Annotated in this window: 18 protein-coding genes; 5 read left to right on the top strand and 13 right to left on the bottom strand. The window is 63.3% G+C overall.

From position 1 onward, the window contains the following. Positions 1 to 4: 4 nt before the first annotated feature. The 4 genes from KW846_RS22085 to KW846_RS22070 all read right to left on the bottom strand — a co-directional run bounded on the left by KW846_RS22085 (position 5) and on the right by KW846_RS22070 (position 3,480). Positions 5 to 172, bottom strand: a complete 168-nt coding sequence (locus tag KW846_RS22085; RefSeq protein ID WP_218485245.1) for a hypothetical protein — start codon at positions 170 to 172, stop codon at positions 5 to 7. A 361-nt stretch (positions 173 to 533) separates the two neighbouring features. Further along, complete coding sequence (nudE, locus tag KW846_RS22080) at positions 534 to 1,082, bottom strand: ADP compounds hydrolase NudE (protein ID WP_007976886.1); 549 nt, start codon at positions 1,080 to 1,082, stop codon at positions 534 to 536. Positions 1,083 to 1,169: 87 nt separating this feature from the next. Beyond that, on the bottom strand, positions 1,170 to 2,300 hold the full coding sequence (locus KW846_RS22075) for a helix-turn-helix transcriptional regulator (RefSeq protein WP_007986294.1): 1,131 nt from the start codon (positions 2,298 to 2,300) through the stop codon (positions 1,170 to 1,172). Between the two features lie 136 nt (positions 2,301 to 2,436). Then, positions 2,437 to 3,480, bottom strand: coding sequence for a Rieske 2Fe-2S domain-containing protein (locus KW846_RS22070; protein ID WP_218485243.1), 1,044 nt, complete (start codon positions 3,478 to 3,480; stop codon positions 2,437 to 2,439). A 146-nt stretch (positions 3,481 to 3,626) separates the two neighbouring features. Between KW846_RS22070 and KW846_RS22065 the strand changes: the two genes are divergently transcribed. From KW846_RS22065 to KW846_RS22055, 3 genes are read left to right on the top strand one after another with little or no spacing between them, the layout of a single operon-like run. Beyond that, positions 3,627 to 4,466, top strand: a complete 840-nt coding sequence (locus tag KW846_RS22065; protein ID WP_218485241.1) for an SDR family NAD(P)-dependent oxidoreductase — start codon at positions 3,627 to 3,629, stop codon at positions 4,464 to 4,466. Then, positions 4,453 to 5,379 (top strand): alpha/beta hydrolase, encoded by a 927-nt coding sequence (locus KW846_RS22060; RefSeq protein WP_218485239.1) that lies wholly within the window; start codon positions 4,453 to 4,455, stop codon positions 5,377 to 5,379. The genes KW846_RS22065 and KW846_RS22060 overlap by 14 nt, the downstream gene beginning before the upstream one ends. Further along, positions 5,376 to 6,491 carry a 3,4-dihydroxy-2-butanone-4-phosphate synthase gene (locus KW846_RS22055; RefSeq protein WP_218485236.1) on the top strand — a complete coding sequence of 372 codons (1,116 nt, stop codon included), beginning with the start codon at positions 5,376 to 5,378 and terminating at the stop codon, positions 6,489 to 6,491. The genes KW846_RS22060 and KW846_RS22055 overlap by 4 nt, the downstream gene beginning before the upstream one ends. Positions 6,492 to 6,681: 190 nt before the next feature. Here the strand turns inward: KW846_RS22055 and surE are convergent, their stop codons facing one another. The 3 genes from surE to KW846_RS22040 all read right to left on the bottom strand — a co-directional run bounded on the left by surE (position 6,682) and on the right by KW846_RS22040 (position 10,658). Further along, positions 6,682 to 7,659 carry a 5'/3'-nucleotidase SurE gene (surE, locus tag KW846_RS22050; protein WP_218485234.1) on the bottom strand — a complete coding sequence of 326 codons (978 nt, stop codon included), beginning with the start codon at positions 7,657 to 7,659 and terminating at the stop codon, positions 6,682 to 6,684. A gap of 78 nt (positions 7,660 to 7,737) precedes the next feature. Further along, complete coding sequence (locus tag KW846_RS22045) at positions 7,738 to 9,117, bottom strand: DUF1329 domain-containing protein (RefSeq protein ID WP_218485232.1); 1,380 nt, start codon at positions 9,115 to 9,117, stop codon at positions 7,738 to 7,740. Between the two features lie 23 nt (positions 9,118 to 9,140). Further along, a complete protein-coding gene (locus tag KW846_RS22040; protein WP_371321774.1) occupies positions 9,141 to 10,658 on the bottom strand; it encodes a DUF1302 domain-containing protein in 1,518 nt (505 codons plus the stop codon). A gap of 325 nt (positions 10,659 to 10,983) precedes the next feature. Between KW846_RS22040 and KW846_RS22035 the strand changes: the two genes are divergently transcribed. Together KW846_RS22035 and KW846_RS22030 are read left to right on the top strand one after the other, a co-directional pair. After that, positions 10,984 to 12,726: an FAD-binding protein gene (locus KW846_RS22035; RefSeq protein WP_218485228.1), complete on the top strand. Its 1,743-nt coding sequence runs from the start codon at positions 10,984 to 10,986 to the stop codon at positions 12,724 to 12,726. Further along, a complete protein-coding gene (locus tag KW846_RS22030) occupies positions 12,723 to 13,601 on the top strand; it encodes an SDR family NAD(P)-dependent oxidoreductase (RefSeq protein WP_218485225.1) in 879 nt (292 codons plus the stop codon). Before KW846_RS22035 ends, KW846_RS22030 begins: the two co-directional genes overlap by 4 nt. 87 nt (positions 13,602 to 13,688) lie before the next feature. Here KW846_RS22030 and KW846_RS22025 read toward each other — a convergent pair whose 3' ends face one another. The 6 genes from KW846_RS22025 to KW846_RS22000 all read right to left on the bottom strand — a co-directional run bounded on the left by KW846_RS22025 (position 13,689) and on the right by KW846_RS22000 (position 20,337). After that, on the bottom strand, positions 13,689 to 15,269 hold the full coding sequence (locus tag KW846_RS22025; protein ID WP_218485223.1) for a FadD3 family acyl-CoA ligase: 1,581 nt from the start codon (positions 15,267 to 15,269) through the stop codon (positions 13,689 to 13,691). 72 nt (positions 15,270 to 15,341) lie between these two features. Next, positions 15,342 to 16,088, bottom strand: a complete 747-nt coding sequence (locus tag KW846_RS22020; RefSeq protein WP_095967411.1) for an SDR family NAD(P)-dependent oxidoreductase — start codon at positions 16,086 to 16,088, stop codon at positions 15,342 to 15,344. 205 nt (positions 16,089 to 16,293) lie between these two features. Beyond that, entirely contained in the window at positions 16,294 to 17,376 is a 1,083-nt protein-coding gene (locus KW846_RS22015) for a ferredoxin--NADP reductase (RefSeq protein ID WP_218485221.1), read from the bottom strand. 13 nt (positions 17,377 to 17,389) lie between these two features. After that, the gene (locus tag KW846_RS22010) at positions 17,390 to 18,145 is read right to left on the bottom strand and encodes a glucose 1-dehydrogenase (RefSeq protein ID WP_015094272.1); all 756 of its coding nucleotides are present in this window, start codon (positions 18,143 to 18,145) and stop codon (positions 17,390 to 17,392) included. Further along, positions 18,133 to 19,812, bottom strand: a complete 1,680-nt coding sequence (locus KW846_RS22005) for an FAD-binding protein (protein ID WP_218485219.1) — start codon at positions 19,810 to 19,812, stop codon at positions 18,133 to 18,135. Before KW846_RS22005 ends, KW846_RS22010 begins: the two co-directional genes overlap by 13 nt. Before the next feature lie 9 nt (positions 19,813 to 19,821). Beyond that, on the bottom strand, positions 19,822 to 20,337 hold the full coding sequence (locus KW846_RS22000; protein ID WP_218485218.1) for a flavin reductase family protein: 516 nt from the start codon (positions 20,335 to 20,337) through the stop codon (positions 19,822 to 19,824). Positions 20,338 to 20,816: the final 479 nt, after the last annotated feature.

Raw genomic sequence — 20,816 nt, 5'->3', positions numbered from 1 at the left:
GCGCTCAAGGCAGCAGATTGCGCACCACGGGCGGGTAACAGTTGATGGCCGCGCTCGAACAGCTGAAGTAGGCCGTGGTCGGTCGGTAGGCTTCGTTCTTGAACAGTTGGCACAGGCTGGTGGAAGCACCCGCACAGAGGATGATGAACAGAGCACAAGTAGATTTGCGCATGATGAGTCTCGACACGGTTTTATTGTTGTAGAGACAGGTTATGGCGGTAGAGCGAGGGTGACTTCGTCCGAATGGACTAGCCGATCAATTTGAAGCTGCCCCGCCCCTTGTGGGAGCGAGCCTGCTCGCGATGGCGGCGCGTCAGGCGCCATGGATGTTGGATGTGCCGGCCTCTTCGCGAGCAAGCCCGCTCCCACAACGTTATTGGGCGTTGCCGGGATCTGTGTCAGGCCGTAATCCTCTGTGGGAGCGGGCTTGCTCGCGATGGCGGTGGGTCAGGCGAAGTGGATGTTGGATATGCCGGCCTCTTCGCGGGCAAGTCGGATCGCCGCACCGCCGCTCCCACAGGTTCTGTGTGGTGTCAGGTTCTTCGCGCGAGGGCGCCCATGGCCATGAACAGTGCGGCAATGGCCCTGGCTTCGTGGAGGTCGCCGCGGGCCACCAGTTCAGGGATCTGTGCCAGTGGGACTCGCAGGCATTCAAGGGGTTCGGGTTCGTCGCCTTCGAGTTGGCAGGGGCTCAGTTGTTCGGCCAGTACCACCCGGTATCGATGGCACAAATGCCCCGGTGCCAGGGTCAGCTCGCCCAGCTCGGTGAGGCGTGCGGCGCGCAGGCCGACTTCTTCGCTCAGCTCGCGCTGCGCCGCCTGCAGGTAGTCTTCATCGGGCTCGGCGCCGCCCTTGGGCAGGCCGAGGATGGTTTTTTCCACACCGACCGCGTATTCGCGCACCAGCAGCACATGCTCTGGATCAGGCATCGCCACCAGCATCACCGAGCGATAACCGGTGCCGCGCAGGCGTTCGTAGACCCGCTGCTGGCCATTGCTGAATTGCAGGTGCAGGGCTTCGATCTGAAAGTGGCCGCTTTGCGCCAGCAGTTCGGTCTTGAGGATGGTTGGGCAGTTGCGCATGGGGCAGTCCCCTGTTTGGGATGAGGACACTGTGCGCTGTACAACGGGGGCCGCCATCGTCCGAGCGGACGAGGGCGGCAATGATGGCTAGCCGAGGGTCGCCACGCTGCGCAGGATCAGGCGCACCAGCATGGTCTGGCGGGTCACGCCGGTCTTGGAGAAGGTTGAGCGCAGGTGGGCCCGCGAGGTGTTGCGGCTGATGCCCAGCTCTTCCGAGGCTTCGTCCAGGGTCAGACCGTTGGCCAGCAGCATTGCCAGCTGGGTTTCCGCCGGGGTGAAGTCGAACAGCGCGCGCACGATTTCTTGCGGTGCGGTGGACTGTTGTTCCGGGTCGCTGATGAAAATCACCACGGTCGGGCACTGCTTGCCTTCGCTCCAGTCGGTCAATGGCACCGAGCGCACGATGATCCCCAGGTCCGCTTTGCCGGACGGCCGCTGCACGCGCAGGGCTTCGACCACCGACGGGTTGCTGCTCTTTTGCGACAGCAGCGACTGCTTGACCAGGCGGCGGAACTCTTGGGTGTCCCGGGCCGTGCCCACCTGCAGGCCATCGTTGACCAGTTTGATGCCGTCCTTTTCCTGGATCAGCCGGTCGGCCACCTGGTTGGTCTGCAGCACCTTGCCGGACTCGTCGAGGATGATCGTGCCGACCGCCATCTGGTTAACCGCGCCCGCGTACAGGTTGCGCTCGGCTTCGATGCGGTTGAGTTGCATGTGGATTTTAATCGAGCGTTCCAGGTGCGGAATGAAATGCGTGAGCATGGCCTTTTCTTCGTTGCCGAAAGGCTTGTCGTCACGTCCGCGGCTGATGCGGATGCGGCACTGGGCGCCGTCGACGGTGTTGATGTCGGCACCGAGGATGTGGAACACGTCCACCGGTTCCAGGAAGTTCTTGTAGAACTCGGAATTCTGCCAGTCGTCGTTGGAGACGAACTCGGCGAGGGTCACGACCTGGCGGTTGGGCAGGTCGACAAAGGGGTCGAGGCTGAAAAAGTGTTTGTTGTACGACGCGGTCGCCTCGGTCGAAGTGCCGGTGGTGTTGACCATCAAACCGTCCACGTGGGCACTGGGCGGACGCAGGATGAAGGTCACGTACTTGCTGTTCAGATGCACATTGAGCTGATTGAGGAACGTCGCCCAGGGAATGTTTTCCAGCGGACCCTGATAGAGGTTGCCGATCAAATCACTGAACGTATCGAGGCTGAGGCTCTGCTGCATAGGGAAAAACCGTTTTTATTATTAGCGTTGGCGGTGGCCGAGAATAAGCGCCGGTATCGACTCCTTGCAACGCTCGGGCTCAGGGCCTGACAGGCGGCTGCCGATCAGGCCCGGGGCGGGCGAAAAGCTGCTGATATCAGACCCGTTCGCTGGCGCGCACGACATACTTCTTGTGTTCGGCAACGTCCGCCGACAGTGCCTGTACGTCGGTGTAGAACTGCTCGTACCAGCGGCGCAACTGATAGACCGGGCCGTCGCCGTCGCAAAGTAGCGGGTTGTCGACGCGGGTCTTGCTGTGCCAGATGGCCACGTCTTCATAGAAGGCTGCCTGGGCCTGTGCCACGTAGGCCTTGGCCATTTCCTGGTTCTGCTCTTCGCTGAGCCCCGGGATTTTTTTCACCAGCACGCCGTAGCGCAGGGTGAAGCTGTCCAGATCGATCGGCACGTGGCAGTTGAGCAGGATCGAATGGATCGGCTGACCGTTCATGGCGCCGTTCATCTCGGTGATCTGATAGGCCGGGCCAAAGTAGGTGGCTTCAGTGCTCAACACGCTGTCACCGGACAGACGCTCGCTACGGGCGCGCATGATCTGGGTGGCCAGGTGGCCTTCGAAAATGTTGATGAACTCATCGACCGGTGCACCGTGTACAGTGCCGAAGTGCGCCATGTCGGCGATGTTGTCGATCAGTTCGCGGCAGTTGGTGCCAATCTGCAACTCGGCCACTTCCCATGCAGCCCATTCGTCGCTGTAGCAGGCGTCGATGCGCGGAATGCGTTGTTCCGGCAGCGGCGGGTTGCCTTCAGGGTCATTCCAGACGAACAACAGCTGGTTTTCCTCCATGATCGGCCAGCTTTTGATTTTGGCCCGTGGCGGGATGCGCTTGGCATAGGGGATGTCGTCGCACACGCCGTCGGCGCCCCAGCGCCAGGCGTGGAACGGGCAGCGGATCGAGTTGCCCTCAACGCAACCGGTGCTCAGGTCGGCACCCATGTGCGGGCAGTAACCATCAAGAATATGCAGTTCGCCGTCTTCACCCTGGAACGCCACCAAGCGGGTGCCGAACACCTCCAGGCGATGGGCCTTGCCGTCGCGGTATTGCGCGGCCAGGCCCAGGCAATGCCAGCCACGGGCGTAGCGGTCTTCCAGCAGTTTGGCTTCGATGCGGTGCAGGGTACTCATCTTATTATTCTCCCAAGGGATCACGGGGTTGGCGCATGTAAGGGATTCTGCCGCCCCTGTAAAAGCGGGCATCGTCTGAATGGACGATGGCTGCTTTAAGTAGGCCCGCTCTACTGGCGCCATTGGACCCATGGCAGGAGTTGGCGATGAGTAATGAACAAGGGCCGGTCGCGGTGATTACCGGGGCCGCCAGTGGTATCGGCCGAGGCCTGGCCGAACATGCGGCGACACTGGGCATGCGCCTGGTGCTGGCGGATCGGGATGCGGAGGGCCTGCAAGCCCTGTGCGACGAATTGAAGGCCGGTGGTGCGCAAGCGATTGCCTGCGTCACCGATGTCGGTGAGGTGAAACAGGTCGAGCACTTGCGTGACCGGGCTGTCGAGCACTTTGGCGGGGTCGACCTGCTGTTCAACAACGCCGGGGTGATGCAAACCGGTTTCAGCTGGGAGATCACCGAGGCGCAATGGCAGCGCATGCTCGACGTCAACCTGGGCGGCGTGATCAACGGCATTCGCAGCTTTGTGCCGCTGTTGCTCAGCCAGGGCCGGGCAGCCCATGTGGTCAACACCGCGTCCCTTGCCGGGCTGGTCAGCAGTCCGTTGATGGCACCGTACAACGTGACCAAGCAGGCGGTGGTCGCGCTCTCGGAAACCCTGCATTACGAACTCGCCATGCTCGGTGCGCCGGTGTCGGTTTCAGTGCTGTGCCCGGGGCCGGTGGCCAGTGAAATCATGGCGTCGAACCAGCTGGTGGACAGCGCCGGATCCGACTTCAGTCAACTGCTCGACAGCACCATTCGCCAGGGCATGACCCCGGCGGAGCTGGCCGCGCTAGTGTTCGCCGCCGTCGCGCAAAAACGCTTCTGGATCCTGCCCCACAAGGGTTTCAAACCGGCCCTTGAGCGCCGGGTACAAAGCATCCTGGGCGAGACCAATCCGCAATTTCAAATGACCGACGTAGAGGACGATGCCCATGCCGCTCGATAAGCAGATCGCCGGGGTTCTCCAGCAATTTCGCGACCTCCCGGAACCCGATTTCAGCCAGGTCGATGCCGCTCAGTACCGGCAGTTCTCCGATAACCTGCTGCCGGCCATCCCCGGCGATCCGATGAGCGAGGTGCGCGATCTGAAAGTGGCCGGCGCGGACGGTGATCTGGATGCACGGCTGTACCGGCCATCGCAAGCGCCGGACCTGCCGTTGCTGGTGTATTTCCATGGCGGAGGATTTGTCATGGGCAATCTCGATACCCACGATAATCTTTGCCGTTCGCTGGCGCGCCAGACCGAGGCGGTGGTGGTGTCGGTTGCCTACCGTTTGGCGCCTGAACACAAATTTCCGGCCGCACCGCTCGATTGTCATGCGGCGACCTGCTGGCTGGTGGCGCATGCAGCCGAGCTTGGCTTCGATGGCAGCCGGCTGGCCGTGGCCGGCGACAGTGCGGGTGGCAATCTGGCGCTGGCGGTCAGCCAACTGGCGGCGCAAGGCAAGGGACCGAAGATCAGCTATCAGTGCCTGTTCTACCCGGTCACCGATGCGGGATGCGACAGTCAGTCCTTCGAGGAATTCGCCGAAAGTTATCTGCTTTCCGCCAAGGCGATGCGCTGGTTCTGGCAGCAATACCTGCAAGAGGATGGACAAGCGGACGATCCATTGGCCTCGCCATTGCGAGCTGAAAGCCTGGCAGGCTTGCCGCCGACCACATTGTTCAGCGCCGGGTTCGATCCGCTGCGGGACGAGGGCGAAGCGTTGGCCGAGTGCCTGCGCGAAGCCGGTGTGGCGGTGCGTGTGCAGCGTTACGAAGGCATGATCCACGGCTTTATCAGCATGGCACCGTTTGTTGAAGCCGCAGCACAAGCGTTGACAGAAGCTTGCGCCGATCTGCGTGGAGCACTCAAATGAGCGGCCTGGCTTTCAACACGGTGCCGCAACTGATCGAGGCCATTGGCGCGGGTCACATGGTGGTGATCACCGACGACGAAAACAATGGCGAAGGCTCGTTGCTGATGGCCGCCGAACATGCCGGGGCCGAAGCCGTCACCTTCATGGCGGTGCAGGTGCGCGGGTTGATTTGCCTGGCCCTGACCGAGCAGCGCTGCCGCGCGCTGGGCCTGGACCTGATGGTGCCCAACTCCCGGGCGCAACACGGCGTGGGTTTTACCCGCTCGATCGAGGCGGCCACCGGGGTGTCTACTGGCATTTCGGCGGCGGACCGGGCGCGGTCGATCCAGGTGGCGGTCGACCCGGCCAGCGGCCCGGCGGACCTGGTGCAGCCGGGGCACATCTTCCCGGTGCAGGCCTTGCCCGGTGGCGTGATGCAGCGGGCCGGACATGTCGAGGCCGCTTGCGACCTGACACGACTGGCGGGGCTGCAGCCGGCGGCGACCCTGGTGGGTATTCTCAACGAGGACGGCGAACTGGCCCGTGGCGCCGAGTTGCAAGAGTTCGCCCAACGTCATGGCTTGCGGATCGGCACCATCGCCGACCTGATTCACTACCGCATCCTGCATGAAGGCACGATCGAGCGCGGCGACGAATACCCGTTGCATACCCGCCACGGCGAGTTCCAGGTGACGACCTATCAGGACACCTACCAGGGCGCGTTGCACCTGGCACTGGTCAAGGGCCGGATCGACAGCACGCAACCGGTGCTGGTGCGGGTACAAAGCATCGAGACATTGCGCGACGTTCTGGGGTGTGAAAGCGAAGGCGGGTCGCAGCAGTGGACCCTCGAACGCTCGCTGGCGAGCATCGCCGCCGCCGGTAACGGCGTACTGGTATTGCTGGCACAAAAGGAAACCGCCGACGGCGTGCTTGAACAACTGCGCCAGCGCAGCGGCGGCAAGCCGCGCACACCGCAGTTTCCGCAACGGACCCTGGGCATCGGCGCCCAGATCCTGCGCGACCAGAACGTACGCAAAATGCGCCTGATGAGCTCGCCGGTGCCCTATAAGGCGGTGTCCGGGTTCGATCTGGAAGTGACCGAGTTCGTGCCGTTTCAACCCGTAGGCTAAAGCAAACACAAAACCTGTGGGAGCGAGCTTTTGTGGCGAGGGGGCTTGCCCCCGTTGGGGCGCGCAGCGGCCCTGGAATCAGCGTTCGCGTTTTTTCAGTGAGAACGCATTCGCCGATTTTACGACTGCTTCGCAGCCGAACGGGGGCAAGCCCCCTCGCCACAGGTCAGTGTGTTCCCACGGATTCAACTTAAGGCTTGATCCCGCGCAACATCATCTTCGCCTGATCCTGCACCGCCGCCGGTGCCGTCATGTTGCCGTCGATCACGGTGATCACCGCATGGCCTTGCCACAGTTGGTACGCATCGGCCTTTTGCTGGGCTTCGGTCGGTGACAGCGGGGCGGCCAGGTTGACGTGGACCACGCCGTCGGCGCCACGTTGTGAGGTGAAGTTCACCCGGTCCCAATTGCCGATCGGGGCAAAGCTCACGCCCTTGACCTCATCGGGTTTCAGCGGCGGGTAGTTGAGGTTCAGGCCGCTGACGCCCGGCAGGCCCAGCACGTTCAAATCACACTGATGTTTGCTCCTGGCACAGGCCTGTCTGGCGTCTGTACCGGCCAGACTCGCTTGCTCGATCACCTTCACGGCAAAGCTCGCCGTGTCGTCCATCGCGCCGAGGGTTTTGCGGTACCCGGCCTGCTGGTCACGGATGATCAGGTCCATGTCGATGGCCGTGGACACCGCCACTGCCGGCACCCCTTTGAACATCGCCCGTACCGCCGCGTTGAGGGTGCCGGACATCTGCGTCAGCGGACCGACGTTTTCGCCAAAGTTGCTGCCCGAGACCACCAGGTCCGGCGGTGAATCCTTGAGGATCACGTCGAGGCCGACGTTGACCGCATCCACCGGCGTGCCAATGGCGGAAGTCTTGCCGGCAGGCGGCGTATAGCCTTGCGGCGGCCCGACGCAAAATTTTCCCGGCGCCAGTTCGGTCACCGCCAGGGCCTGGCCGGGCACGACCACGCTGGCGGCACTGATGCCGCTGCTGTCGTTCAACGGACCGACCAGGGTGACGTTGTGTCCGGCAGCGGTCAGGGCGCGGTACATCGCATCGATGCCGGGTGCGCGGCAGCCATCGTCGTTGGTCAGCAGGATGTTCAGGGCGCTGGCTTGCATCGACAGGCCAACGCTGGCCAAGGCAATGACGCCGGTGAGGAGTTTGTTCATGGGGACTTTTCCGTGGGAGGCGCGGATTTTACAAAGCACAACGCCCCGACCGAAGAAATCGGTCGGGGCGCGGTGAGTTTAGCGGGTGCCGAGTTTGCGCAGGTTGCCAGGGGTGAATTCGTCTTCGGTGAAGGCGGTGGCGTTGAGCTTGGCCGGTTTCTGATCGACCAGCATGCGGTCAACCAGGTAGGAGCCGGCGATCAGGTCGTGGTAGATGCCGAGGCGAGCGTGGTAGCGCTGCATCTCGTAGGCGTAGATCGAGGTCTGCATGTTGGTGCGCCACAACTGGCCACGGCTGTCGTAATTGTCGGCCATGGTTGCCGACCAGGTATCTTCGTCGAGGTACAGCACGCGCTTGGCATACACGTGGCGGGCACCTTCCTTGAGGTTGGCCTGCAACACCCAGACGCGGTGTTTCTCGTAGCGCATGTACTGCGGATCGACGTGGCCGGTGGTGTCCAGGATCTGGTCGGTCGTTACGCTCGGGTCGTCGATCTTGTAGTTGTGGTACGGAATGTAGATCTCTTTCTTGCCGACGATGGTCCAGTTGTAGCGGTCCGGCGCACCGTTGAACAAACGGTCTTCGTCGTACACGCGGAAACCTCCCGCGCCGGTCGGCGAGTCGTAACCCACGGTCGGTGCGCGACGTACCCGGCGTTGGCCCGGGCTGTACTGCCAGGCCTGGCGCGGAGAAGCGGTCGGATTGATGAACTCGTGGCCGACCACGATCTCGCCTTTCTTGCGCACCGGTTCCAGGGTGGTGATCAGGAAGTGGGTGAATACACCGTTGGCGGTATCCAGGGCTCTGTCCGGGCTCGACCAGATCGAGAAGATCTTGTAGTCGACCTCTTCCAGTACCTTTTCCTTGTTGGAGTACACCACTGCCTGGCCGTAGGTGGCCTCTTCAGTGCTGGCGCGTCCCTGCAAGGTATGGTTGAACATCAACTCGCTGCCGTTCTTCGGGATAGGGAACGGCGAGGCACCCCAGGCGTTTTTCGTGTCGTTGTTGTCATTGTCGAGTTCGGCAGTGACGGCGTTTTTCTTGACCTGGTCTTCCAGGCGCTGATCCAGGCGGAAGTCGCGATGGCTCGGGTACACCGGGATCTTGAACGTGTCAGGGTAACGCTTGAGCAACGCTTTCTGGCCATCGGTCAGGTTGTCGGCGTACTTGTCCATGTTCTTCGAATCGATCACGAACAGCGGTTTTTCCGCAGCGTACGGGTCCGGGTACGGCGTGCCCGGGCCGGCGTATTTGAGGCCGGGTGGCAGGCCGCGCCATTTGCCGGTCCAGGCCGGGATGCTGCCGTCGGCGTTGCCGGCTTTTTCGGCACCCATCGGGGTCAGGTCCTGGCCCAGGCGGGCGGCTTCTTCGGGGTTGACCTTGGCGTAGGCCAGGCCACTGCCGAGCAGGCTGACGGTCAGCGCCGTGCTCAATAATGTTTGGGTGAATCTGGACATGCTGTGCTCCTCCGACAGGGGAATCAGAACCGGTACTTGAAGTTGAGCGCGACGTTGTCGCGGTCGGCCAACGGGCTGTTGTTGGCGTTGCCGAGGTAGGCGTTGTAGCGGGCCTCGACGGTGAAGTTGCCCAGGTAGCGCCACGAACTGCCGATGCTGGCGCGGTTATCGTTCTGGCCGGCGTTGATCGAGCCGACCATCGAACTGTCGCCGTGGGCGGCGGCGCTGAAGGTGACAGGCACCGACATGTCCCATCCGCTGAACACGTCGTTGTAGTCAAAGTTCGCCTGCACCGTGTAGCCCCAGGCATCGCGGTCATAGACCAGGCTGTCGGTGCCCGGCAGCGCGAAGCCCGGCGCCAGGGTGACCGGCTGTGACTTGTCGTTGCTGACCACGGTGTTGTAGACCAGCTCACCGGTCAGGGTGGTGTTGTCGGCGAAGGAGGTCGGGCCGAGCACGTAGATCATCGACGTTTGCGCCTGCACGGTCTTGCCACGCACGGGGCTGGAGAAACCGTTGTCGACCATCACTGGCGTGCCGTCGCGGTAGCTGACTTCACCGGCCCAGCTGACGTCGCCCAGCACGGTGGCGAAGCTCGCGCCGAACAGGTCGATGTTGTCGAAGTAGCGCACCTGGTAGCGACCCAGGGTCGAGGCGAAGTCCAGGGACGGGGTCTTGTCGTGGTAACGCGAGTAGTAGATGCCGAACTCGGTGTTGTTCAACGACTCGGCGGCGTAGGTGAAGGCCAGACCGTACTGGCCGCTGTCGCTCGGCTTGTCGTCCTTGAGGCGGGTGACGAAACCGGAGGCGTCGTTGAAGCCGCCCTCATCGATGAAGTCGGTGGTGGAGAAGTAGCTACCCACGCCGAACAGCTCGGTCTTTTCCCACTTGTATTGGTAGTACGCCTGGACACCCAGGCTTTCGGTCAGGGCGAACTGGGTGAACAGTTGGCCGACCGGCAGCAGGATTTCCTTGACCTCGACGCCCGGGGTGGTCGCCTTGGTCGCGTCGACCGGGCTCTGCGCTGCGGAAATGCCCGGGTAGAACAGGCTTTCACCCCAGCTCACCACCTGATTACCCAGGCGCGCGTTGAGGGCGTGGCCGCTGACGTCCCAGGTGCCGTAGGCGTAGTAATCGAGCATGCGCAGTTCATTGCGGTGCTGGTCGATGGTGTCCTGGGAGAAGCGGTCGGGTTGGCTGCAATGGCCACCGGCGAAGCAGTTCGAGGTGCCGGTGGTGTTGTCGTTGCCCTGATCGTAGACGTTGTCGTAGAAACCGGTCGCCCGGACGAACACTCCGTAGTTGTCTTGCCACTTGATGTTGGCTTCGGTGAGAAAGCCGCTGCGGTTGTTGATCAGGCTGCCTTTGTCGAAGGCGTTGTCGCCGTCGTTGCCGTTGGCATCGGCGGTCAGTTTGTGATCGCGAGACTCGGTCCGCCAGGCGAGGCTGTACGTCAGTGTGGTGTCCCAGTCGATGCTCAAGTCTTCGCTCGGCTGAAAGCTCATGGCGTTAACGTGAGCGCTTAATCCGCCAGCCAGCATCAATAGAACAAGCTGTGTGCGAGGGTGCTGTGTTGGTGGGGCGATTATTGTTTTTATCATGTCGTCCTCATGGCCCAGGTCAGACCTGCCCGACCTGCATTTCAGGGGGGGATTGGTGTTGTGGGCGACTATGGAGTCACGACTTGCGCGCAACATCGTCCAAGCGGACTAAGCGATTTGTACGGGGCTGTCGCAGTCTCAGCCTTAGTCCCATCGGACGATGAACACCCGGCGCGTGCGGCGAACAATCCCGAGACCGACTGCACCGGGCGAAGATCCGGCGGTGGCGGTTTCTGCCTGATGGGCGCTGAACAAGGGTGATCGCATGAACGCTGCCGGGATCAAATGGGACGAGTGTTGTGATGTGTTGGTAGTTGGCTCGGGAGCCGGAGGCATGACCGCTGCGCTGCGTGCCCACGACCTGGGCTTGAATGCGCTGCTGATCGAGAAGAGCGGCGAGTACGGCGGTACGTCGGCGGTGTCCGGCGGCGGCATCTGGATCCCCAACAACCATCGGATCAATGCGCTCGGCGGCAGTGATTCTGCAGCCGAAGCGATTGCCTACATCCGCGCCGTGACCCATGACGAGATCGACGACGGGCGCATCGAAGCCTATGTCGAGCACGGCCGGGAGATGGTCGAGTATCTGGAAAAACACACCCGGGTGCGCTTCGAGGCGCAACCGCGCTACGCCGATTACTACCCGGAAGTCGCAGGCGGCAAACCGGGCTATCGCTCGATGGATCCGCAACCCTTCGATGCCGCTGAGCTCGGCGAAGAATTCCTGCGCATGCGCGCACCGTCCCCCGGCACCCTGATGATGGGGCGCATGGCGATGACCATGAAAGAGGCGCAGGTGCTGCTGTGCCGTGGCCCCGGTTGGTTGCGCCTGACACTGCGGGTGATGTGGCGTTACTGGCGTGACCGCGAGGGGCGGCGCTTGTCCCGTCGCGACCGCTACCTGACCCTGGGCAATGCCTTGATCGGTGCCTTGCGCTGTTCGCTGCAGGATCGCGGCAAATCCCTGTGGCTCAACTGTGCACTCGAAGAACTGCTGTTGGTCGGCGACCGGGTTGGCGGTGCGCGGGTCAATCGCAACGGTCAGTTGCTCCACGTCAAGGCGCGCTATGGGGTGATCATTGCCGCCGGTGGTTTCGAGCGCAACCAGGCGATGCGCGAGCAGTACCTGCCGCAGCCGTCCCGGGCCAACTGGAGTGCCACGCCGCCGAACAATACCGGCGACGGCATCCGCGCCGGCCAGGCCATCGGCGCGCGGACCGCGTTGATGGAGCACAGCTGGTGGGCGCCGACCACTTTCGTCAAGGGCGAAGAGAAGCAGCGTGCGTTGTTCGTCGAACGAACCTTGCCGGGGTGCGTGATGGTCAATGCCGCGGGCGAACGTTTCGTCAATGAAGCCGCGCCCTATACCGATATCGTTTATGCGATGTACGCCAACAACCGCGAGGGCGCCGCGAGCGTGCCGTGCTGGCTGGTGTTCGATGCCGAGTTCCGCCGCAAATATCCATGCGGTGCCTTGCTGCCGGGCTATGCCCAGCGCGACTGGCAATTGCCCGAGCATCTGCGTGACTACTTCCACAAGGCGTCGAGCCTGGAAGAGCTGGCGACGAAAATCGGCGTCGACGCTGCCGGACTAATGCGCACTGTGCAGCGCTTCAATGGCATGGCCGTGCAGGGCGTCGACGAGGATTTCCACAAGGGTGACTCATTGTTCGACCGCTACTACGGCGACCCGAACGTGCAACCCAATCCGTGCCTGGCGCCGTTGCTCAAGGGGCCGTTCTACGCCGTGCGCATCGACGCCGGCGACATCGGCACCAAGGGGGGGCTGCTGACCGACGTGCACGCCCGCGTGTTGCACGAAGACGGGCAACCGATCAACGGCCTGTACGCCATCGGCAACAGCGCCGCCTCGATGATGGGTCGCACTTATCCAGGTGCCGGCTCGACCATCGGCCCGGCCATGACCTTCGGCTACCTGGCCGCCAATTACATCAAGCGCCAGAGCGAAACCGCTTCGGCGAAAACCTTGTTCGGGAGCGTTGAATGAATCAGCCACGTCAACAAATCGCTATCGTGACCGGTGCCAGTCGCGGAGTGGGCCAGGGCATCGCCCTGGCCCTCGGTGCGGCGGGCATGACCGTATACATCACTGGCCGCGCCCCGGCGCAGGGCGGATCGAATCTGTACGGGCATGCCTTGTGCGGCTCGCTGGAAGACACCGCCGCCGCGATCACCGCCGCCGGTGGACGCGGTATCGCGGTGGTCTGTGACCACGCCGATGACGCGCAGGTCCGGGGTTTGTTTGCCCGTGTAGAAGAAGAGTGCGGGCACCTGGATTTGCTGGTGAACAACGCCGCGTTCATCCATGACCAATTGATCGAGCCGGGGCCGTTCTGGGCCAAACCGCTGGAGCTGGTACGGATTCTCGACGTCGGCCTGCGCTCGGCCTACATCGCCAGCTACTACGCCGCGCCGCTGTTACTCAAAAGTACCCAGGGGCTGATTTGCTTCACTTCGTCGTTCGGGGCCGGGTGCTACATGCACGGCCCGGCGTACGGTGCGCAAAAGGCCGGAGTCGACAAACTGGCGGCGGACATGGCGATCGATTTCGAGGGGCAGGACGTGGCGGCGTTGTCGCTGTGGCTCGGCCCGCAACTGACCGAACGCACCCGGATTGCCGGCGAGCAGCATGGCGAGCAGTACCAGGCGTTTCTCGCCCATGCCGAAACCCCGCAGTTCAACGGACGGGTGATCCATGCCTTGCTCAATGATCCGCAGTTGATGGCGCTGTCGGGGCAGACCTTGATCACAGCCGAAATCGCTCCCGGCTACGGCATCAGCGAAGCCGAAGGCCGCCAGCCGCCGTCGCACCGCGCCATGCTCGGCGACCCGCGCCAACAGCACCCGGCGCGGGTGGTCTGAAACAGGCAAAAGATCGCAGCCTTCGGCAGCTCCTACAGGTGTACACCGATCCATGTAGGCGCTGCCGAAGGCTGCGATCTTTTTGAGCTAACTGACTGGCTGCAGTGCCCACTCGCGCAACACATTCTTGGTCACTTTGCCCGCGGCATTGATTGGCATGCTCTGCAGCACCTGCACCCGGCGCGGCACCTTGTAGTTGGCCATCTGCTCACGGCACCAGGCGAGGAACCGCGCCTGCTCGATTTCCATTCCTGGCGCAGGCAACAGGAACGCCATCGCCACCTCACCCATGCGCTCATCGGGGATGCCGATCACCGCGGCCTGAGCCACGCCCGGATAGGTCAGCAGACACTGTTCGATTTCCGCCGGATATACGTTGAAGCCACCGGTGATGAACATGTCCTTGAGGCGGTCGGTGATGCGCAGGTAACCCTGTTCATCGAGCATGCCGATGTCGCCGGTGTGCAACCAGCCGTCGGCGTCGAGAATTTCCTGGCTGGCGTCGGGGTTGTTGAGGTAACCCTGCATCAGGTTGTAACCGCGAATCTGCACTTCACCGGGAGTGTTCGCCGGTTGGCTGCGGCCCGTGTTGCCGACACATCGCACTTCCACCCCCGGCATCGCCCGGCCACTGGTGTTGGCGACCAGTTCCGCGGAATCACCGGAGCGGCAGATCGTGGCGAAACCGCAGACTTCCGTCAGGCCATACGCGGTGACGATGGTGGCGAACCCCAGTTCGTCGCGCATGCGGTGGATCATCTCCACCGGGATCGCCGCCGCGCCGGTTACCGCTACCCGCAATGAGCCCAGGTCGAACTCGCTGCGTTGCGGATGGGCCAGCAACGATTGATACAGCGTCGGCGGCCCGGGCAACACAGTGATGCGTTCGCGCTGCACGCATTCGAGCACGGCCTGCACGTCGAACACTTGCTGCGGCAGGAGGGTGCAGCCACGCATCAATGCGGCCAGCCAGCCGGCCTTGTAGCCGAAGGAGTGGAAGAACGGATTGACGATCAGGTAGCGATCGCTTTCGCGCAGCCCGACGATGTCACTCCAGTCGCGCACGATGCGCAGGTTCTGGCCGTGGCTGGTCATCACACCCTTGGGCTTGCCGGTGGTGCCCGAGGTGAACAGCACGTCGGACAAGGCTTGCGGGCCAACGCTTTGTTCGCGGGTGCGCAAGGCCAGTTGCGGCACGTCGGCCGCCAGATCCATAAAGCGCTCCCAGGCCAGGGTGCCCGAATTGGCGCCGCGCAGGCTGACGATGTGGCGCAGCGCAGGCAGGTCTTCCGACACCAGCATGCCGGGATAGTCCGCGCCAAGGAATTCGCCGATGGCGAACAGCACGCAGGTGCCGCTTTCGCGCAAGATGTAGCCCGCCTCGCTGCCCTTCATCCGGGTGTTGAGCGGTACCAGGGCGGCGCCGACACTTTGCAGGGCGCCGGCGGTGACGATCCATTCCCATACGTTGGGCGCCCAGATCGCCACGCGGTCCCCGACCTGTACGTCGAGGGCCAGCAGTGCGCGGGCAGCCTGGCGACGCAACTGGTCGAGTTGTCGGTAGCTGATGCTGTGGCCCGCGTCCTCGATGGCCGGGCGGTCGCCGTAGGCCTGGGCAGCGTTGGCGAACAGTTGAGCGATGGTCAGTGCGGTGGCGACAGGCGGCATGGGGCCTCCCCGGTTAGAAGACAGTTGCGAAAAAGGGAGTAGGCCAGGCAGGGCGCCCGGCCGGATTGCGAATTACTGGGCGGGTGGGGCGAAACGGCGACCGGCGGAGAAACCACCGTCCACGGCGATCATCTGGCCGCTGACAAAGGACGCTTCGTCCGAAGCCAGGAACAGCGCGACATTGGCCACTTCTTCCGGTTGCCCGGAGCGGCTGAGCATGTGCTGCGAGGCGAAGAAGGCGTGGAACGCATCGTTGTCACGGACCATGCTGGTCATCGGCGTTTCGATCAGGCCCGGGCACAGGCCGTTGACGCGAATGTTGGCGTAGCCGTAATCGATGGCCATCGAGCGGGTCAGCTGGTTGATGCCGCCCTTGGACACGTTGTAGGCCACGTTGCCGTCGCAACCTTGCAGGCCGAAGATCGAACCGACGTTGATGATCGAACCACCGCGCTGCTCCACCATCGACGCCAGCGCGTACTTGCTGGTGAGCATGCTGCCGGTCAGGTTGATGTCCATCACCCGTTGCCAGTTGGCGGTGGTGGTCTGGGTCACGCTGCCCTGGTCGGCGACGCCGGCGGCGTTGACCAGAATATCGATGCGCCCGAAGCGGCTGATGACGTCTTGCATGACCTGCTGCACCTGCGCTTCGTCGCGCACGTCGAGGGTCATGAACAGGCCGGGGAAGTCCGCCGGGGCGCTGCCGATGTCCAGCCCGACCACTTGCGCGCCTTCGGCAGCGAAACGGCGCACGCAGGCCAGACCGATCCCCGAAGCGCCGCCGGTGACCACCGCGACCTTGTTCTGCAAACGAGCCATAACTGCACCTCTTTATTGTTGTGGGCTAATGCTGTGGCCGAGTCTAACTGCAGACCGGGCCTGAGTGATCGTCCGTTGAGACTAAGGCGACAAAGCCCATACGCAATCCCCTGTAGGAGCTGCCGCAGGCTGCGATCTTTTGATTTTTAAAGGCAAGATCAAAAGATCGCAGCCTGCGGCAGCTCCTACAGAGGGATGCGTAGCCTTAATCCGGGAATTTCAGGCGTACCCGGGCACCCGTCGGGCGGCTCTGACAAGCCAGCGTCCAGCCGTCGGCGAGTTCCTTGGGGGTCAGCACGTCGTTGCGCGCCAACTGGACTTCACCTTCCTTGACCACGCACATGCAGGCCCCGCAAAAACCTTCTTCACAGGACGACGGCACATCGAGGCCAGCTGCTTTGCAACTTTGCAGCAAGGTGTCGCCGGGTTGGCAGGCAATTTCGTGTTGCTGGCCATCGAGTTCGACGATCAGCGCTTCACATTGCGAATCCATGGCCGCCGCTCGTGCCAGCGTTTCTTCGGCCAGCAGTTCATCGGGGTCCGGTGGCGAGACGAAACGTTCGACATGAATGCGTTCGGCCGCTTCGCCCAGTGCCAGCAGCGTGCGCTCCACGGTGTCCATGAAAGGACCCGGCCCGCAGATGAAGTAGTCGCCGCCGGCCGATCCGTGCAGCAGATGACGGACCTGATGGTCCGTCAGGAAGCCCTGCACCGAATCGAGGACGTGCACCACGTGCAGTTGATCAGGATGCGCCTTGATCAACCGGCACAGCTCGTCCTTGAAAATCACCGACGCCTCATCGCGGTTGGCGTAGATCAACTTGATCGGCCGCCGACTGCCATGGAGCACTGACTTGAGAATGGAAAACACCGGGGTGATGCCCGAACCGCCCCCGAACAGGACCAGGGGCTTTTCGGTGTCCGCCTGTGGGTCCAGGCAGAAATGCCCGGCCGGTGGCAATACTTCCAGCCAGTCGCCGACCTGGACTTCGTTCATCCAGTTCGACACCCGGCCACCGTCGACCCGTTTCACCGTGACCTTGGGCAGCGCGTCCGCGAGGGGCGAGCTGGCCATGGAGTAGCAGCGGGTCAACAGTTTGCCGGCGAAGGGCACGCGAAAACTCAGGAACTGGCCCGGTTTGTAGCGAAAGCGCTCACGCAGGGTTGGCGGTATGTCCAGCACCAGCGAGCGCGCATCGGCGGTCTCGTCGATCACCGCGCACACTTGCAATGAGACGCTTGCCGTCGTCGATTCGGCCGGGGTCAGGTTCTGTTGTTGCGTGCCCATGTTCACCTCGACCTCAGAGCCCGCTGATCAGTTGGGCGTTGTCGACGCGGATCTCGGCACCGTTGACGAACCGCGACTCGTCGGTGGCGAGGAACAGCACCACGTTGGCAATGTCCCGTGGCGCCGCCATGCGGTTCATCGGGTCCTGGTCCAGCGCTTCCTGCGGGATCGGCTGACCACCGGCCAGGGCCTGGGTCATCGGCGTGTTCACGCCATCGGGGTGTACGCTGTTGCAGCGGATGCGATAGCCCTGCTGCTTGCAGTGCAGGGCGATGGAGCGGGTCATCGCCGCCACCGCGCCTTTGGACGCCGAGTAAGCGCAGAACATCGGCATGGCGCCCAGGGCGGCGACCGACGACATGTTGATGATCGAGCCGCCGCCGCTTTCCTTCATCGCCTGGATGGCGTACTTGCAACCGAGGAAGTAGCCGTCGCCGTTGATCTTCTGCACCTTCTGCCACAGCTCCAGGGTGGTGTCTTCGATGCTGCCCAGGGCCAGGATCGCGGCGTTGTTGACCAGTACGTCGAGGCGGCCGAAGTGTTCGACGGTGGTCTTGACCACGTGTTGCCAGTCACTTTCGCTGGCGATGTCGTGGCGGATGAACAGCGCGTTGGCGCCGATTTCCGCAGCCGCCTGGCGACCGGCTTCTTCGTTGAGGTCGGTCAGTACCACTTTGGCGCCTTCGCGGGCCAGCAGCAGGGCGTCTTCGCGACCGATGCCGCTGGCGGCGCCGGTGATGATGCAGACTTTGCCTTCTACACGTTGCATTGTTGTTCTCCTGATCGTGCGGTTTGAAGTGCGAATTGGTCGGCCACGTGGGCGGCAGCCCGGCGACCGGAATAGATGCAATCGGCCAGTGACAGGCCGGAGACATACAGGTTGGAGGCGACCCCGACCGCATTGCGGCCGGCGCTGTACAGGCCGTTTATTGGCTGGCCGGCAGGGTCCAGCACCCGACCGCTGGCCTCGCAGACTTTCAACCCGCCCAGGGTGATGACCGGGCAGGGGAACAGTTTGCTGGCGAATGAAAGGTCGAGGGCATACCACGGGCCCTGGTCGAGGTTGGCGAGCATCGCCGCGGACTTCCCGAACTCGTCGGCGACTTCACCGCGTGCCGCGCGGCTATAGCGTTCGACACTCTGGCGCAGCAGTTCCGGCGGCAGATGGCAGCGCTTGGCCAACCCGGCCAGGCTGCTGCTGCGTTTGGCGTTGAACAGCAGGTTGAGCAGCACCGGCAGGCGCTGGAAATTCCACACCTTGCCGGGACCGACCTGACTCAATGCCTCACGTACCAGCGCGCGGTTGAGCAGCAGAATGGCGCGACCATCCTGTTCTTCGACCATGGCGTGGCCGAGGGTCGCGCCGTAGATTTCTTCGTTGGCGTAACGTTGTCCCCGGGCATTGACGATCAGCCCACGGGCCCAGGCCAGTGGCGGATTGATGAAACGCCAGGCGCTGACCTTGTCCATCCGCGCCACGCTGCCGCCGGCGCTCTGGCCCAGGGCGATGCCGCTGCCGTTGCACCCGGTGGCGCCCAGCGGCAGACCGGCCAGGTACTGCGGCGCGTGCTGGCGCACCAGGTCGCGATTGAAGATGAAACCGCCGCTGCTCAACAGCACTGCCTGTTCGGCGCGAATCAATTGGCGGATGGCGCTGGCCTGTTCGATGCGACGTTGACGGGCGCGCAAGCGGTCGGCCAAGGCCGGAGCGTACATATGAATGGCCGCGGCCCAGCGCGACAGACGCGCATGTTGTTTGGCCGCGCGGCTACCCGGCGGCAACTGCCAGGCTTCGACGCCGAGGACCTTGTCGTCCAGGTCGAGCACCAGCCGCCGCACTTCGCACTGGCTGCGCAGGCGTGCGCCGTGGCGCAAGGCGCTGGCCTTGAGCGGGGCGAACAGACTGGCACCGGACATGCCCGGGCCTTTGGTGCGATGGCCACGGGGTGCCGGCCTGGCGCTGGCGGCATAGGCCGGCACGGCTTCGTTGCCGGAGTAATAGAGGTAGTACTGGTCGCTCGGGTACGAAGTCTTGTGCGGCGGCACGCTGGCTTCGAAGGCCGCGCCATGTCGCTCCAGCCAGGCCAGTTGCTCACGGCTGCCTTCGCAGAAATCCCGTAGCGTCTCGAGGCTGACGGCCTCGCCGACTTCCTGGCGCAGGTAATTGAACATCGCCTCGCTGGTGTCTTCATAGCCTGCCTGGCGCTGATACGGCGTACCGCCGCCGGCATAGACCACGCCACCGCTGAGTGCCGTGGCGCCGCCGCCTTCGAAGCGATCCAGGGCGAGCACCGACAGTCCGCGAGTGCTGGCTTCGATGGCGGCACAGGCGCCGGCTCCGCCAAACCCGACGATCAGCAAGTCGCAGCGGTCATCCCATGGCAACGGGTCGGCGCTGTTCACTCGCAGCGCCGTCAACCGGTTCAGGCTGTCCATGTTCGGGCCTCAGCCAGCGGCTGCGAGAGAAGGTGCGGGTTTGGCGGTGGTGGTGTAGCTGCCGTCGAGGTAGACCAGCGGGGTGATGGCGTCAGTGGTGTGGATCTGCAGGATGCGTCCGATGAACACGGTGTGGGTGCCGTAGCTGAAGTGGCCGTCCTGGCGGCAGAGGATCGCCGATTGTGCGTCACCCAGGTAAGGAATGCCGCCGGGGCTCGTCAGCCAGTTGCCACGGTCGAAGCGCGCTTCGCCCTTGATCGCGCCGCTGCACAGGTGGGCCAGGTCTTGTTGGTCGACGCCGAGGATGTTCACGCAGAAGTCCGCGCCGGTCGCCAGTGCGGCGTGGGGCGAGGCGGTCTTGTTGACGCAGATCAGCAGCGATGGCGGTTCGGTGCTCAGGGAGTCGACCGCGGTGGCGGCCATGGCGAAGCGTTCGGAGCCGTTGCTGGTGCTGATAATGGTGACGGACTTGGCCAGGCGGCGCATGGCCTGGAGCATGTCGGCTTTGAGATTGGCGTCGTTCATCGCACTGGGCCTTTTTTGTTGGGGGTGGAGTGCGATGGATTCTTGCTCTGGTGTACAGACTCAACATCGTCCGAGGGGACTAGGCCTTGGCGGCCTCTGGGCCGACCAGGCTGCTATTGTGTTGTGTACATATCCGTTGCTGCGGTAACGGCGGCTTATGGTTTCGCCCTTACGGCGAGTCACTTTTTTTACAAGCGCCTAAAAAAAGTAACCAAAAAAACGCTCGCCCCGAACGTACGGCCCCTCGCTGAGGCTCGGGGTTCCTTCGCTCCGGTGTCCATCCGGGGGCATTGCCCTCCGGTCGGCTTCGCTTCGACCTACATGCAATGAGTTCGACTGCGTCGAACGGCGCTGCGCGCCAGTCCCCGGATGAACACCTCCACTCAGCCTGCCGAGGGGGCGGGTGGATCAAGATCAAGAGCTGCAGGCGAGCTAACGCTCGGCCTGATGAGTGGTGAGAAGCATGGGTGTACGCCGAT

This window comes from Pseudomonas sp. PDM32, from assembly GCF_019219225.1.
GTDB classification, from domain to species: Bacteria; Pseudomonadota; Gammaproteobacteria; order Pseudomonadales; family Pseudomonadaceae; genus Aquipseudomonas; species Aquipseudomonas laurylsulfatiphila.
This window is presented reverse-complemented; position numbering and strand designations above follow the sequence as displayed.